Here is a 13,904-nt window from a genome sequence, read left to right on the forward strand (position 1 = left end):
GGGGTCCTAGTGATGCACGGGGAGGTGCTTGTTGATGAGGCCAGCGGCCGAAGTTCTGGTTTTTGCGGCATCCGGCGCGGGGATTCTTTTGCTGCCGGGCTATGCAGCGGGCTGGCCGCAGCTGGCCCTCGCGGTGGTGTACTGGCTGGCGACACGCAACGCGGCGCGTTCCCAGCCGCGGTCGGTGGCGAGAGTCTACCGCCGCAACACGCTGATCCTCTTTGCCGCATGCTTGGCGGCCCTGCTGGGATTCACCACGGCCGCGGGGCTGCTGCTGCTCGTGCTCGGCCTGGTGGTCGCGGTACGTGCACGAAACTACGGGCACCCGAATCCCGACCGGAACGATGTCCCGGCGCTGTTGAAGTCCTTCTGACTGGAACGAGCCTCGGGTTGCCGGTGGCAGCTTCGGCGGCGCGGGCGAAAGCCCGGGGCCGCATCCGGAATTCTCCGGATGCGGCCCCGGGCTTTCGCGCAGGGGGTTCGTCTGGCGCGGGGATCAGCTCAACAAGCCCTGCAGCGCGTCAGCCAGTGCCAGCGCGCCGAGCTCGGCATCCGCATCCTCGACGTATTCCTCGGGGGAGTGGGAGATGCCGCTGGGATTGCGGACGAACAGCATGGCGCTGGGAACGTGCCCGGCGAGCACGCCCGCATCATGGCCCGCTCCGGTGTCCAAGACGGGAGCGTTGCCCAGCGACGCGCCCAGCTTGCGGGACAAGTCGGCGTCGAAGCCGACGGTCGGACTGAGCGACTCCTGCGAGAATTCGAAGCCGCAGTCTTCTTCCGCCGCGATCTGCTGCGCGGCGCGGTGGATGTCCTGGACCACGGCTGCGGTGACCGCGTCGTCCGGGTGCCGGACATCCAGCCAGAAATCCACGCGCGAGGCAATGACATTGGTGCCGCCGGGAACGGGGTGCAGCCTTCCGACGGTGGCGCGGGCGTTGTCCTGGGCGCGGGCAATCTGCTGCACGGCGGCGATGGTCCGGCCGGCGGCGACCATGGGGTCGCGGCGGTCGCGCATGAGCGTGGTGCCGGCGTGGTTGCCCTGCCCGGACATGGACAGCTTCCAGCGCCCGTGGCCCAGGATGGATCCGCCCACGGCCACCGGATGCTGCAGCTGTCCAAGCCCGAGCCCCTGTTCCACATGCAGTTCGACAAAGGCGCCGAGCTGTCCGAGCAGCGCCGGATCCGCTCCGATGCGCCGTACGTCCAGCCCATGGTGCGCGGCGATTTCGGCGAAGGTGTTGCCGTCCGGATCGCGCAGGTTCAGCGCCTTGTCCCGGTCGAGGGCGCCGGTCAGCAGCCGTGAACCCAGGCAGGCCACCCCGAAGCGGGATCCCTCCTCCTCGGGAAAGACTGCCAAGACCAGTGGGCGGGTGGGTTTCAGGTTCCTGGACCGCAGGATGTCCACGGCGGCCAGCGCGCTGGCTACCCCCAGCGGCCCGTCGAAGGCCCCGCCGCCGGGGACCGAGTCCAGATGGCTTCCGGTGGCCACGGCGTCCGCGCGGATCCCGGAGGGAAGGTCCCACCAAGCCCACAGCGCGCCGTTTCCGTCCTGCTCCACGCTCAGCTGCCGCGCGGCGGCCTGCTCGGTGAACCAGCCGCGCAGGTCCAGCTCTGCAGTGGAATACACGGGACGGGTGTAGCCGCCGCGCAGCCGGTCCCGCCCGATGCCGGCGATCTGCCCCATCAGCGAGGCGACGGTGGAAGCGGGGATGGTGCTGGCGGTGTCAAGATGATGCATGCGATTTCTCCTGCGGGTTCGCTCTAGGCCAGGGCCTTGGCATGGGAGGACAGACGGAAGAGCTCCGGAACCGTGCCGGTTCCGGTGGCCAGGTCTGCGGCCAGGTCACCGAGCAGCGGGCCGAACTTCGCCCCGTGTCCCGAGCAGGGGGACATGATGGTGATGCCCTGGGTTTCGTCCATGATGAAGTCCTCGGTGGGCGTGGACGTGAAGATGCAGGTGGTCTCCGCATACGGGGTCGGGTCCAGACCGGGCAGGTAGCGCTTGACGTAGTCGATGACGCGTTCGCGGTTGGCCGGATCGATGCGCCCGTCCTGCGCCGCGGCGCTGTCCATTCGGCGCCCGCCCATGTATTCGGCGACCTTTTGACCGCGGAACCCGGCATCGCGTCCGCCAGGCAGGCCATAGGACTTGAATGCTGGATCCTTGTGAATATACGTGGGCCAGGCCAGGCGGGCCTCGGGATCCTGGTTGCGGTAGGGGAAGTGGTATGCGTTTTCCTGGTAGACGTCCATCGTCGGCACGCTGCCTGCGAAGCCCGCGGGCAGCGGCAGGTTGCCCAGCAGCCCGGGCAGCCACCCTCCGGCGGCCACGACGATTCTGGACCCGAGGTAGGAGCGCCCGTCCGCGCTGTTGACCCGGTAGCCGCTGCCGGCTGCTTCAACGGATGCGACGGGCCAGTTGGTTTCGATCCGAGCACCATGCGCCTTGGCCTGGGCGACCATGGCCTGCACCGACCGTTCGGCATCGATGACGCCGGCACCCGGATGCCAAAGCACCTCGGTGTCGAAGTCGATGCCCGCGAAGCGGTCGCGCGCTTCGGCTGCGCTGAGCAGTTCGTGCTCGACTCCCGCGGATTCCAATACCGACGCCAAATGGCGGGGGTTGCGCAATGCCCCGTAGTCGACCGAGCCGTGCGGGGAGATCAGCTGCTGCCCGCTGGCCAGCTCAAGTTCGTCCCAGGCGGTCCGCGCCCTGCAGACCAGATCCGTGTAGAAGCTGTCAGGGTAGGCGTAGCGGAAGATGCGCGCCGAGCCATGCGAACTGGCATCGGCCGCGGCGGGAACCTTGCGCTCGAGCAGTGTGACTTCGTGGCCGCGCTGGGCGAGCTTCCATGCGGCTGCGGCACCGCTCAAGCCCGCTCCGATGACAATGTATTCGGCGGATGGGGCGTGGGTCTTCTGGCTCATTGTGTGCTCCTGGACGGCGGTGTGCGATTGTTCCGCTTCCAGTAACCCACAAAAATTATTATCTAGTCCAATACTATTTTCAAAGAAATTATTAGTGTTCGTGCAACAATAGATGCATGGAACTTCGACAGCTTCAGTACTTTCTCGTGGTGGCCGAGCACCTGCACTTCGGGCGCGCCGCCGACTCGCTGCGGATGTCGCAACCGCCCTTGACCGTGGCGATCAAGAAGCTTGAGCAGGAGCTCGGGGTGCGGCTTTTCAGCCGCACCACGCGCAGCGTCGAGCTGACCCCTGCGGGGCGCGCCTATCGCGATCGGATAAGCCCGCTGTTGGCGGATCTTGAGCGGGCCAACCATGAGTTGACCGAGGCCGGGCTTGGGCTGCGGGGCAGGATCGCCGTGGGTTTCGTCAGTTCGGCCAGTTATGCGGCCCTGCCCGGTGCCATTAGGCTATTTCGCGAGCTGCGGCCCAGTGTGGATCTTGCGCTGCGCCCGTTGACCACCGATGAGCAGATTGACCAGCTGCTGGATGGGAAGCTGGATCTGGGAATCCTGCGTGACCCGGCTCCGGTTCCGGGACTCGTGCTCACCGAGGTGCTTGCCGAGCCGCTGGTAGCGGTGATCCAAGCGGACCACCGCCTCGCGGGGCAGGCGGAGCTGGAGATTGAGCAGCTTTTGGGTGAGGACTTTGTGCTCTTCCCCTACAAGTACATGAATGGTTTCTACACCTTGGTGCATTCGTTGTTCGAAGGCTTTTCCCCGCCACGCATCGTCGAACGCGCCATCCATCAGGAAACCATCCTGGGGCTCGTGGCCTCCGGGCTCGGGGTGTCGATCCTTCCGGCCTCGGTGTCGCGTTTCCAGATGCCGGAGGTGGTGTTCCGGCCGATCGCCGGCAATCCGCGCAGCGCCCTCTATGCGGCGGCGAGCTCGGATAATCCCGCGGCGGACGTGTTTCTGCGATGCCTGAAGGAAGCCGCGGGAACAACCTAGACTGATCGGTCTAACTAGACTAGTCTGTCTATTTAGACCGACCTGTCTACTTGGAGGTTCCCTTGTCCCCGCGCCTTGATGCCAGATCCAAGCTCCTGGATGCCGCGGCGCGGCTCTTCTATGCCCACGGCATTTCCGCCACGGGCATCGATGCAGTCATCGCGGAAGCCGGAGTGGCCAAGATGAGCCTCTATAACAATTTCGAATCCAAATCGGGGCTGGTGGCGGCCTACCTGCAGGCCCGCCACGAGGAATGGCTGGAACTATATCGCGCCCGCCTCGGTGCGTCCTCGGATCCGGTCGGCGGCGTGCTGGCCATCGTGGACGCCTACCTCGACCATGCCGAGGCCGGTTATGAGCATGGTTTCCGCGGCTGCGGGCTGCTGAACGCGGCCGCGGAGCTGCCGGCGGGAGACCCCGGACGGTCCATCGTGGCCGGGCACAAGGCCCAAGTTGAAGACCTGCTCCGCGAACATCTTGAATCGCTGACCGATTCCAGGCAGGCCGCCGCGCTCGCCGAACAGATCTCTTTCCTGCTTGAGGGCGCCATCTCGCGGGCCGGCCTGGAAGGCCACAGCGAACTGCTGCACCGAGCCAAGTCGCTGATCACCAGCATGGTGCGTGCCCTGTGAAAAATCCGGCCGGCGGTGCGCAGGGCACAGCGGTGCTGATGCTGCTGGCGGCTTCGGTGCTCTGGGGAACCACCGGCACCGCCGCGGCGCAGGCCCACGGCGTCTCGCCCCTGGCCATCGGGGCTGCGTCGCTCGGCATCGGCGGGCTGCTCCAAGCGGTGCTCGGCGCACGTTCCCTGAAGGCAGCCCGAGTCCCGTTGGTGATCAACCGACGCCTGGTCATGCTCGGGGCCGTGGGCATCCTGGTTTATCCGCTGGCCTTCTATTCGTCCATGCATCTGGGCGGCGTCGCCCTGGGAACCGTGATTTCGCTGGGGACCGCACCGCTGTTCTCCGGACTTCTTGAGCGGCTCATCGACGGAATCAAGCTCACCACCCGCTGGTACCTGGCCGCGGCGCTGGGCATCTCCGGCAGTACGCTGCTGGGATTCGCCAGGGCCGCGGGGGACAACGCCAATGCCGAAACGGTCTTTGCCAGCTGCCTGCTGGGACTTGCCGCCGGTGCCAGCTACGCAGTCTATTCCTGGGCCGCCGGACGGCTGATGGCCAACGGGATTCCACGGAAGGCAGCGGTGGGAGCGGTTTTCGGCCTGGGAGGTTTGCTGCTGATGCCGGTGTTGCTGGCCACCGGGGCGCCGCTGGTACAGGATCCGCTGAATTTCGCGGTCGCCGCCTATCTGGCTTTGGTCCCGATGTTCCTGGGATACGTCCTGTTCGGGATCGCCCTGTCCCGGGTCCCGGCCAGTACCGCAACCACCGTCACGCTGAGCGAACCTGCCGTTGCCGCGGCGCTCGCCGTGTTCCTGCTGGGCGAGCGCGTGGGCCTGATGGGGTGGATTGGCATGGTGCTGATCGCCGCGGCGCTGGTTGTCCTGCTTCTGCGGCCCCGGTCCCGGGTGCCGCTGCGAGCCGGCGTGCTGCTGGACGTCGACTAGCTCCGCGCGTAGGGCTGCTGCAGTTCGGTGACCCAGTCGGACTGGTCCTCCGGTTCCGAGCGTACGTACAGTTCCCGGCACGGGCCGCTGGGGGCCGAACCCCGGTCGAGGATTTCCTGGTGCACCGCCTGCCAGCTTTCGTGGATGCGGTCCATGGACCCCAGATGCACCCCGCATAGCGCCGCCGGCTGCGCGCCAAGCTCAACGATGTCGCATCCGGCCACCGCCGGCCCTGCATATTCGAAACCCGCCGTGACTTCCAGCCCGTCTTCGACCGGACGGTACTGGGCAATGGCCATGGAGTCGGGAATTTCGGGAAGCGCGGCCTCGACTTGGGCGAACATGCCGCCGATGACGGTCGCGATTTCGGGCTGGGACTGCACGGTACGTGTCAGCGCGGCGAGTCGCAGCGCCGGCAACGGCTTGTCGATCAGTTCGATCCTGGACATGTGGTGCTCCTGTTCGATGAGATCCAACCGGCGTTGGACATCCGCCAGCCGGGTGGTTGCCAGTTCGTACTCGGCGGCGACATCAGACCTGCGGGCTTGAAGCAGGTCCTTGAGCCGTTCGAGATCTGCTGCGCCTTCGAGCATCAACGAGATTTCGGCCAGGCCGAACCCCAGCTGCCGCAGCGCGACGATCCGGTGCAGCCGATGCAGCTGCGAGGGATCGTAGGATCGATAGCCGCTGGCCCGGTCCACGTGAGCGGGGACCAAGAGGCCAGCGGTGTCCCAGTGCCTCAGCATGCGGTGGGTCACCTGGCCGATCTGCGCGAACTGCCCAATGGTCAACATGTCTTCAGTTATCCCATCTGACACGGTGTCAGGGTCAAGAATGAGGCAGATTTTCTTGCTGTCACTTGACGGAGACGCTGAGCATCATCGCCTTCAGGGTTCGGTATTCCTGCGATTTCATGATTTTCTTGGCCGCTTCGATTGTTACGTGGTCGTCGTCGATGCCCAATGCCTCTGGCAGATCGCCATCGGACTCGAAGATGGTATAGAAGTCGGCGACGGGCATGAAGTAGGACAACGCAGGGTCCGTGCCGCGGTCCTCGGCCCTTTCTTTGGTGCTCAGGAACATGACGAACTTTTCGTCATTCGAGTCGTCTCCGGATTCGGTCTGGACGAAGTGCTCCGCCACGAACACTGCGGGGGTGTGCAGCTTCGCCGGAACCTTTTCGGTTTCCAAGGTGGTGCGCTTGTAGGTGGCAAGATCGCCGTCGGTGTCCTTGGCTGAATTCGCCTCGAACGTGGCGATGGAGTGGCCTTTTTCGGTGACGATGTCCCAATCCTGATAGGGATTATCCGGATCGGGAGACGGGTCGTCCAAGTCATCCACGCGGATGGTCCAGTTGCTTGGATACTTGAAGGAAATGCCGTGGACGGCAAAGGTCTTCCAGTCGCGGGTGTCGACCTCGGCGGCTGACTCGGTTTCGGTGGTGCTTGGCGATTGCCGCGCTGGCGTAGCGCTCGGGCTATTTGTCATGGTCGGGCTTGATGATGCGGCCGTAGGAGTGCTGGAAGCCGTGGCCGAATCGCCCGCCGGCGCGTCCGGGGAGCCCGGCGTGCACGCGGCGAGAAGTGCCGCGATTGGAATGAGAGCCAGAAGACGAGGCTGCGTTTTCATCGGTTGTCCTTGCGTTGTGTACGGTCCTGTCGGTGCGGTGCAAACGGTGCGTGCCACGTGGTGCAAATGACTATCCGGCGCCGTCCATCCATACTGCCGTAGCTGCAGGATTAATCAAGGCTATGGAGTGAATTGAAGCCCAATGCATACCGTTTTTCCGGGCTTCTCGACGCGTGCAGAACCAGCCCACCACGCGCCGGGAGGCTTCCCGGCTCGCACTTCCGCTAGCGGTTCGGTAAACTTTGGTCGTAAGAGCCCCTAACTCTTGCGATGCCCGGCTCGGGCAAGTGAGCAGGACAGGGGCATATTTTTTGCCCGGTACCGTGCCGGGCCGGCGCGAAGCACGCCGCAACCGCTGCTTTTTATGCAAGGGGGAGGATCCCATGCCAGCAATCGTGATCGTCGGAGCCCAGTGGGGCGATGAAGGTAAAGGAAAGGCCACCGACCTGCTCGGCGGCAAGGTCGACTACGTAGTGAAGCCCAATGGCGGCAACAACGCCGGGCACACCGTGGTCGTTAACGGCGAAAAGTACGAGCTCAAGCTCCTGCCAGCCGGCATTCTTTCCCCTGACACCAACCCGATTATCGGCAACGGCTGCGTGGTGAACCTGGAAGCCCTCTTCGCGGAAATCGACGGCCTGGAATCCCGCGGTGCGGACACCTCGCGCCTGCGCGTCTCGGCCAACGCCCACCTGGTGGCCCCGTACCACCAGACCATGGACAAGGTGACCGAACGCTTCCTGGGCAAGCGCGCCATCGGCACCACCGGTCGCGGCATCGGCCCCGCCTACATGGACAAGGTCGGACGCCTGGGCATCCGCGTGCAGGATGTCTTCGACGAATCCATCCTGCGCCAGAAGGTCGAAGGCGCGCTGCGCCAGAAGAACGAACTGCTGGTCAAGATCTACAACCGCCGCAGCGTCATCGCTGAGGACATCGTGCAGTACTTCCTGTCCTACGCCGACCGCCTGCGTCCGCTGGTCATCGATTCCACCTACGTGCTGAACAAGGCGCTGGACGAGGGCAAGGTCGTGCTCATGGAAGGCGGCCAGGCCACCTTCCTGGACGTCGACCACGGCACCTACCCGTTCGTGACCTCGTCGAATCCGACCGCCGGCGGCGCATCCGTGGGCTCGGGCATCGGCCCGACCCGCATCACCCGCTCCATCGGCATCATCAAGGCCTACACCACCCGCGTGGGCGCAGGTCCCTTCCCGACCGAGCTGTTCGACGAAATGGGCGAGTACCTGCAGAAGACCGGCGGCGAATTCGGCGTGAACACCGGCCGCCCGCGCCGCTGCGGCTGGTATGACGCGGTACTGGCCCGCCACGCCTCGCGCGTGAACGGCTTCACCGACTACTTCGTCACGAAGCTGGACGTACTGACCAATATCGAGCAGATCCCCGTCTGCGTGGCCTACGACGTGGACGGCGTGCGCCACGATGAAATGCCGATGACCCAGACCGACTTCCACCACGCGAAGCCGATCTTCGAGTACTTCCCGGGCTGGACCGAGGACATCTCCGGAGCCAAGACCCTTGAGGATCTGCCGGAGAACGCCCGTAACTACATCCTGGCCCTGGAGAAGATCAGCGGCACCCGCATCTCCGCCATCGGCGTGGGTCCGGACCGCGACCAGACCATCGTGCGCCACGACCTGCTGAGCGACAAGCTCTAAACAGGAGAAAAGCATCGAGCCACCTGCCCCTCCCGGGGCCGGTGGCTCGATGCTTTTGCGGTGGCTGCGCAGGCTAGTTGCGGGTTTCCGCCATGACGCCTTCTTCCTGCGATTTGCCCGAGACGCGCAGGTTCCAGTGCGCGAGCACCCCGGAATCGGTGGGCTTGGAGGCCAGCGACACCACGATGAAGGTCAGCGCGGAGGCGATCAGGCCGAAGTAGATCGGCTCGTTGGCGTAGACGCCGTCGAACTTGTTCTCGGCCTGGATCTCCAGCACGATCATGGTGCCCAGGGTGACCAGCGTGCCGGCCGCCATCGAGGCGGTGGCTCCGAGGCCGTTGCCGCGCTTCCACAGCAGGCCGCCGATGATCGCGACCAGCAGTCCGCCGACCAGGATGTCGTAGGCGATGGTCAGCGCCGCAACCACGTCGTCCACCAGGATCGCCAGCGATACCGTCACCACGCCGAGCGCCAGCACCCAGATGCGGTTCGCGCGCACGTCGTGCTCCGGGTTTTCGTTCGAGTTCACTTCGATGGTGCGGCCGAACCAGCCGGCGACAAACGGGGTGACGTCGGTGCGGGCCACGGTCGCGGCGGCGATCAGCGCACCGGAAGCGGTGGACATCATGGCCGCCACGGCGGCCGCCATGACCAGGCCGCCCACGGCCACCGGCAGCAGCTGCGTGGCAACTTCCGCGTAGACGACATCCTTGTTGGTATCGGCCCCGGTGATGTCCGGCAGCGCCACTCGGGCGGCCATGCCGATCAGGGCGCCGGCGATGCCGTAGATGATGCAGTAGAAGCCGGCGGTGGTGCCGCCCCAGCGGGCGACCTTCGGGGTCTTGGCGGTGAACACGCGCTGCCAGATGTCCTGGCCGATCAGCAGGCCCAGGGTGTAGACCACGAAGTAGGTGATGATGGACTGCAGCCCGATGCCGGTGATGTCGAAGAACTCGGCGCCGATGCGCTCGCGGATGCCGTCCATGCCGCCGGCCGCGTTCAGCGAGAACGGCAGCATCAGCGCGAAGATGCCGATGGTCTTGATGACGAACTGGACCTGGTCGGCCAGGGTGATGGACCACATGCCGCCGATCGTCGAGTAGACCACCACGATGGCGCCGCCCACGGCGATGGCCACCCACTTCTCCCAGTCGAAGAGCACCACGAAGATCGTGGCGTAGGCGCTGGTCGAGGTCGCGCACAGCATCAGCGTGTACGCCAGCATCACGATGCCGGAGGTGTTCGTGGCCGATTTGCTGCCGTAGCGCAGGCTCAGCATCTGGGAGACAGTGAAGACCTTCAGCTTCTGCAGCGTCGGGGCGAAGGCCAGGGACAGCAGGATGACGCCGGCGCCGATCGCCGCGACAAGCCACATGCCGGAGATGCCCCACTTGTAGCCCAGGCCCACGCCGCCCACGGTGGACGCGCCGCCCAGGACCACTGCGGCCATGGTGCCGGTGTAGAGCACCGGACCAAGTCGGCGCCCGGCTACCAGGTAGTCGCTGCTGTTTTTGGTCCGGGACTTGCCCCACCAGCCGAAGGCCAGCATGGCCGCGAGGTAGACCGCGACGATCGTTCCGTTAATGAATTCCATGGGAGAACCTCACTGGAGAGTTTGACTAGCCGGTGATTCCTGCCAGTAAACATTAGTTTTCTAATAGAATATTGTTTCAACGTGATCTGGTCAACATTCCGGGGTTGCGCGACGTCGTTTGGCGGGAGTGGATTTCAGTGATGAAGGACACTGTCCCACTGTTCGGAATTCTGTAGACAATATGAGCAAGGATATGCATGAAGTCGCGCATCATGTCATACTCGCGTAGCAATAGGTATTCATGCTGTGCAATTGCTCTGGTTTTAGTAGTGTTTTTTGACGACGCAACGTTGCATCGCACGATCACAATGATCTTTTAACTCGTTGTTGCGTCTGACGACCTAGAAAAAGAAAGACGCCCCTAGAACATGAGTGAAAACGGTCAAGCGCAGATGCGGAAATCTGCCGGACATGTAATTGTCGATACGCTCGCCGCGCACGGTGTTGAGCGCACCTATGTCGTTCCGGGGGAGAGCTACCTCGATGTCCTTGACGGACTGCATAATTCGCCGATCGAGACAATCGTCTGCCGCCACGAAGGCGGGGCGACCTACATGGCCGAAGCCGACGGAAAGCTGCACCAGCGCCCGGGCGTCGCCATGGTGACCCGCGGCCCCGGCGCGGCCAACGCCCACGTCGGGCTGCATACCGCATGGCAGGACTCCACCCCGCTGGTGCTGTTCGTCGGCCTGATTCCCTTCGAGCACCGGGAAAAGGAAGCGTTCCAGGAATTCGATCCGAAGGCCTGGTTCGGCACCGGCGCCAAGCGCGTGATGATCCTCGACCATGCGGAGCGCGCCAGCGAAATCGTCGCCGAGGCAATGTTCGCGGCGATGTCCGGCCGCCCCGGCCCGGTGGTCGTGGGTCTGCCCGAGGACATCATCCGCCATGAAATCTCCGCCGAGCTGCACCCGGAGATTCCGGTGGCCACCGGCGGCATGACCGTGACCGACTGGAAGGCGCTGAACTCGGCCCTGCAGGAAGCCGAGAAGCCGCTGTTCGTCTTCGGCGGCAACGACTGGTCGCACGAGGGCGCCGCGGACTTCACCCGCTGGCTCGAAGAGCACGACCTGCCGGCGGCCGCGGAGTGGCGCTGCGAGGGCACCGTCCCGTTCAGCTCGCCGTCCTACGTCGGCCCGATCGGCTACGGACGTCCGAAGCCGACTTACGACCTGCTCGAAGAAACCGACCTGCTCGTCTTCGTCGGCACCGTTCCGGGCGACGTGATCACCGACGGGTTCAACGTCCGCCAGAACTGGGAAAAGAAGAACTTCATCGTGACCATCGACCCCGCCCTGCGTGGTCGTTCAGGTCCGGTTTCCCATCAGATCGTGGCCAAGCCGGACGTGTTCGTCCGCGACCTGCTGCTGATGGACCTGCCGGTCAAGGATTCCTGGAAGGAATGGACCTCGCGGATGCGCGGCGAGCAGGAGAAATTCGCGCAGCTTCCGCCGGCAGCTCCATCCGAGGGCCAGGCCAAGATGGCCACCATGATGGCCAATCTGGTGCAGTCGCTGCCCGAGGACGCCATGGTGACCTTCGGCGCCGGCGAGCACACCAACTGGGCTCACCGCTACTTCCCGACCAACGGATACGCCTCGATGATCTCGGCGCGCAACGGCTCCATGGGCTACTCCGTGCCGTCCGCCGTGGCGGCGTCGCTGAGCTACCCGGGCCGCCGCGTCGTCACCATCGCCGGCGATGGCGAGTTCCTCATGAACGGCCAGGAACTGGCTACCGCCGCGCAGTACGGCGCCACCCCGCTGGTGATCATCATGGACAACCAGCAGTACGGAACCATCCGCACCCACCAGGAGCGCCAGTATCCGGAACGCGTCTCCGGCACCCAGCTGGCCAACCCCGACTTCGCGCTGATGGCCCAGGCCTTCGGTGGATTCGGCGTGCGCGTGGAGCAGGATGCCGAGGTTCCGGCGGCGCTGGAAGCGGCGTTGAAGGCCATCGACGAGGACAAGAAGTTTGCGCTGATCCACCTGATCGTGGAGCAGGGCGTCAAGGCCTACTAGGGGCTCCGTTCCGCGCGGCTGGTGTCGTGCGGAGGGGATTTCCCCGGCTCAATAGTCGTATAATTCCAGCGGGTGTCCTTTTTGGGCGCCCGCTGGATGCCTTTAAAAAGGCATTGCTCTGCTGTGCAGGAATCCGCGGCAGGGACGACGAGACTCGGGGAGCCGACAAACCGTGAACGAAGCCCTAATTGCCAGCCTGCAGCGCGCCGTTGAGCAGGCCCCCGAAGATCTGGAGCTCGGGCTGCACCTCGCGCAGCTGCTCCACGGAGCCAACCGCCAAGCGGAAGCACTGGCTCAGCTGAATCTCGTAATCCAGAAGGACCCCGGAAACGCGACTGCGCTGGGCCTGCTGGGCCAGGTGACCGCGGCACTGGTCGGCGGCACGGTCGCCGCCGAGCGCCCCGTGCAGCCGCCGCAGCCAACAGCGCCGGCCCCCTCCGCATCTGAACCCGACCCGGGATCCGGAACGGATGCAGCGGACGGCGGCTATGACTGGACCGCGGCCGCCGCGCAGTTCGGCGACGCGCTGGCCGCGCCCTTCATCGAGCAGCCCCTCCAGATCAGCGAGGACTCCGGCGCGCTGGAGCCGCCGCTGGAGCCGGCGGGCGAACCGGTGACGTTGGCCGACGTGGGCGGGCTGCAGGCGGTCAAGGACCGGCTGAACGAATCCTTCCTGGCTCCCATGCGCAACGCGGCCATCGCCAAGGCCTTCGGCAAGTCGCTGCGCGGCGGGTTGCTGCTCTACGGCCCGCCGGGCTGCGGCAAGACCTTCGTGGCCAGGGCGGTTGCCGGCGAGCTGCAGGCGAACTTCATGGCCGTGACCATGACCGACATCCTCGACTCGCATGTGGGAGGTACCGAGAAGAACCTGAAGGCAGTGTTCGACAAGGCCCGCGCGAACGCCCCGACGGTGCTGTTCCTCGACGAAGTCGACGCGCTGGGCCTGCGCCGCGGCTCGCTGACCGGTTCCGCCTCCTGGCTGCGCCAGATGGTCAACCAGCTGCTGCTGGAAATGGACTCGCTCTCGGCCAACAACGACGGCCTCTACGTGCTGGCCGCCACCAATCATCCATGGGATCTGGACGAGGCGCTGCTTCGCCCCGGACGACTGGACCGCTCCGTGCTGGTCACCCCTCCCGATGCCGAGGCCCGCGGGTCGATCCTGCGCCACCACCTGCAGCGCCGCCCCATCGCCGGTATCGATCTCAAATGGATCACCTCCCGCACCGACGGGTTCTCCGGAGCCGACCTGGAGCATCTGTGCACCACGGCCGCGGAGAAGGCCATGATGCAGTCCATCGAACGCAATGAGGTCGTTCCCGTGGACATGGGCCATGTCCAACAGGCCATCGGGGAGGTCAAGCCCTCCACGTTGCCGTGGCTCGAATCCGCGCGGAACGTGGTCCGCTTCGGCAACGAGCACGGCCGCTACGACGACCTGGCCGACTACCTGCGTTCGCGGAAAATGCTCTAGGGCGCACAGGAAAA

The 13,904-nt window shown here is 65.2% G+C and carries 12 protein-coding genes; 7 read left to right on the forward strand and 5 right to left on the reverse strand.

Annotated elements, in window-relative coordinates:
• The first annotated feature begins 34 nt into the window (after positions 1–34).
• Positions 35–373, forward strand: coding sequence for a hypothetical protein (locus RF641_RS12200; RefSeq protein WP_146956063.1), 339 nt, complete (start codon positions 35–37; stop codon positions 371–373).
• A gap of 123 nt (positions 374–496) precedes the next feature.
• On the opposite strand, the gene RF641_RS12205 is transcribed toward RF641_RS12200, so the two are convergent.
• Positions 497–1,741 (reverse strand): allantoate amidohydrolase, encoded by a 1,245-nt coding sequence (locus tag RF641_RS12205; RefSeq protein WP_424573288.1) that lies wholly within the window; start codon positions 1,739–1,741, stop codon positions 497–499.
• A 23-nt stretch (positions 1,742–1,764) separates the two neighbouring features.
• Entirely contained in the window at positions 1,765–2,931 is a 1,167-nt protein-coding gene (locus tag RF641_RS12210; protein WP_424573289.1) for an FAD-dependent oxidoreductase, read from the reverse strand.
• Positions 2,932–3,047: 116 nt separating this feature from the next.
• Here RF641_RS12210 and RF641_RS12215 point away from each other — a divergent pair, with 116 nt between their 5' ends.
• From RF641_RS12215 to RF641_RS12225, 3 genes are all read left to right on the forward strand, one after another.
• Positions 3,048–3,923, forward strand: a complete 876-nt coding sequence (locus RF641_RS12215) for a LysR family transcriptional regulator (protein ID WP_120991567.1) — start codon at positions 3,048–3,050, stop codon at positions 3,921–3,923.
• 62 nt (positions 3,924–3,985) lie between these two features.
• On the forward strand, positions 3,986–4,555 hold the full coding sequence (locus RF641_RS12220; RefSeq protein WP_231736029.1) for a TetR/AcrR family transcriptional regulator: 570 nt from the start codon (positions 3,986–3,988) through the stop codon (positions 4,553–4,555).
• Positions 4,552–5,490 (forward strand): DMT family transporter, encoded by a 939-nt coding sequence (locus RF641_RS12225; protein WP_244910902.1) that lies wholly within the window; start codon positions 4,552–4,554, stop codon positions 5,488–5,490. Before RF641_RS12220 ends, RF641_RS12225 begins: the two co-directional genes overlap by 4 nt.
• On the opposite strand, the gene RF641_RS12230 is transcribed toward RF641_RS12225, so the two are convergent.
• Entirely contained in the window at positions 5,487–6,284 is a 798-nt protein-coding gene (locus RF641_RS12230; RefSeq protein WP_113607569.1) for a MerR family transcriptional regulator, read from the reverse strand. The genes RF641_RS12225 and RF641_RS12230 overlap by 4 nt on opposite strands.
• A gap of 61 nt (positions 6,285–6,345) precedes the next feature.
• Positions 6,346–6,978 carry a hypothetical protein gene (locus RF641_RS12235; protein WP_424573290.1) on the reverse strand — a complete coding sequence of 211 codons (633 nt, stop codon included), beginning with the start codon at positions 6,976–6,978 and terminating at the stop codon, positions 6,346–6,348.
• Positions 6,979–7,502: 524 nt separating this feature from the next.
• Between RF641_RS12235 and RF641_RS12240 the strand changes: the two genes are divergently transcribed.
• Positions 7,503–8,798: an adenylosuccinate synthase gene (locus RF641_RS12240; RefSeq protein WP_047118139.1), complete on the forward strand. Its 1,296-nt coding sequence runs from the start codon at positions 7,503–7,505 to the stop codon at positions 8,796–8,798.
• A 73-nt stretch (positions 8,799–8,871) separates the two neighbouring features.
• On the opposite strand, the gene RF641_RS12245 is transcribed toward RF641_RS12240, so the two are convergent.
• Complete coding sequence (locus RF641_RS12245) at positions 8,872–10,392, reverse strand: sodium:solute symporter (protein WP_047118138.1); 1,521 nt, start codon at positions 10,390–10,392, stop codon at positions 8,872–8,874.
• Positions 10,393–10,760: 368 nt separating this feature from the next.
• On the opposite strand from RF641_RS12245, the gene RF641_RS12250 reads away from it, so the two are divergent.
• Positions 10,761–12,416 carry a thiamine pyrophosphate-dependent enzyme gene (locus RF641_RS12250; protein ID WP_113607572.1) on the forward strand — a complete coding sequence of 552 codons (1,656 nt, stop codon included), beginning with the start codon at positions 10,761–10,763 and terminating at the stop codon, positions 12,414–12,416.
• Positions 12,417–12,588: 172 nt separating this feature from the next.
• The gene (locus RF641_RS12255; protein ID WP_424573291.1) at positions 12,589–13,890 is read left to right on the forward strand and encodes a tetratricopeptide repeat protein; all 1,302 of its coding nucleotides are present in this window, start codon (positions 12,589–12,591) and stop codon (positions 13,888–13,890) included.
• Positions 13,891–13,904: the final 14 nt, after the last annotated feature.

The sequence above is a fragment of the Arthrobacter sp. 'calajunan' genome, from assembly GCF_046940185.1.
Classification (GTDB): Bacteria; Actinomycetota; Actinomycetes; order Actinomycetales; family Micrococcaceae; genus Glutamicibacter; species Glutamicibacter soli.

Excerpts from the sequence above, each read along its gene's own strand:
- RF641_RS12200 (WP_146956063.1), top strand. The coding sequence starts at position 35 with ATGAGGCCAGCGGCCGAAGTTCTGGTTTTTGCGGCATCCGGCGCGGGG.
- RF641_RS12205 (WP_424573288.1), bottom strand. The coding sequence starts at position 1,741 with ATGCATCATCTTGACACCGCCAGCACCATCCCCGCTTCCACCGTCGCC.
- RF641_RS12210 (WP_424573289.1), bottom strand. The coding sequence starts at position 2,931 with ATGAGCCAGAAGACCCACGCCCCATCCGCCGAATACATTGTCATCGGA.
- RF641_RS12215 (WP_120991567.1), top strand. The coding sequence starts at position 3,048 with ATGGAACTTCGACAGCTTCAGTACTTTCTCGTGGTGGCCGAGCACCTG.
- RF641_RS12230 (WP_113607569.1), bottom strand. The coding sequence starts at position 6,284 with ATGTTGACCATTGGGCAGTTCGCGCAGATCGGCCAGGTGACCCACCGC.
- RF641_RS12235 (WP_424573290.1), bottom strand. The coding sequence starts at position 6,978 with ATGACAAATAGCCCGAGCGCTACGCCAGCGCGGCAATCGCCAAGCACC.
- RF641_RS12240 (WP_047118139.1), top strand. The coding sequence starts at position 7,503 with ATGCCAGCAATCGTGATCGTCGGAGCCCAGTGGGGCGATGAAGGTAAA.
- RF641_RS12245 (WP_047118138.1), bottom strand. The coding sequence starts at position 10,392 with ATGGAATTCATTAACGGAACGATCGTCGCGGTCTACCTCGCGGCCATG.
- RF641_RS12250 (WP_113607572.1), top strand. The coding sequence starts at position 10,761 with ATGAGTGAAAACGGTCAAGCGCAGATGCGGAAATCTGCCGGACATGTA.